1 protein-coding gene is annotated in these 256 nt (G+C 31.2%); it reads right to left on the bottom strand.

What is annotated here, in order from left to right; translation table 11 throughout:
• Positions 1 to 256: hypothetical protein (locus ACFINC_RS10455; RefSeq protein WP_375617172.1), on the bottom strand; the 256-nt coding region annotated here is incomplete at both ends.

The raw sequence follows: 256 nt of genomic DNA, 5'->3' as shown, positions 1-256 counted from the left end.
CAAATTTCTTTTTAATGTTGCTTGAGATTTAAGTGCATACGTATTTTGGATACTTCTATCAAGTATTTCATATTCTACATTTGCATTATTATCATTCTCACTTCTTTGACCAGAGGAATAAGGTGGATTACCAAAGATAACTTCGATATCCAGTTTCTTTTGATGTTCTAAATATTCACTGTTTTCTTTAAACAATTCCTGTAGCAGATTTTTCTCTTCAAGCATTTGGAACGTATCGGTCAAACCAATATGCTTG

The organism is Bartonella sp. AP58NXGY, from assembly GCF_042195785.1.
Classification (GTDB): Bacteria; Pseudomonadota; Alphaproteobacteria; order Rhizobiales; family Rhizobiaceae; genus Bartonella.
This window is presented reverse-complemented; position numbering and strand designations above follow the sequence as displayed.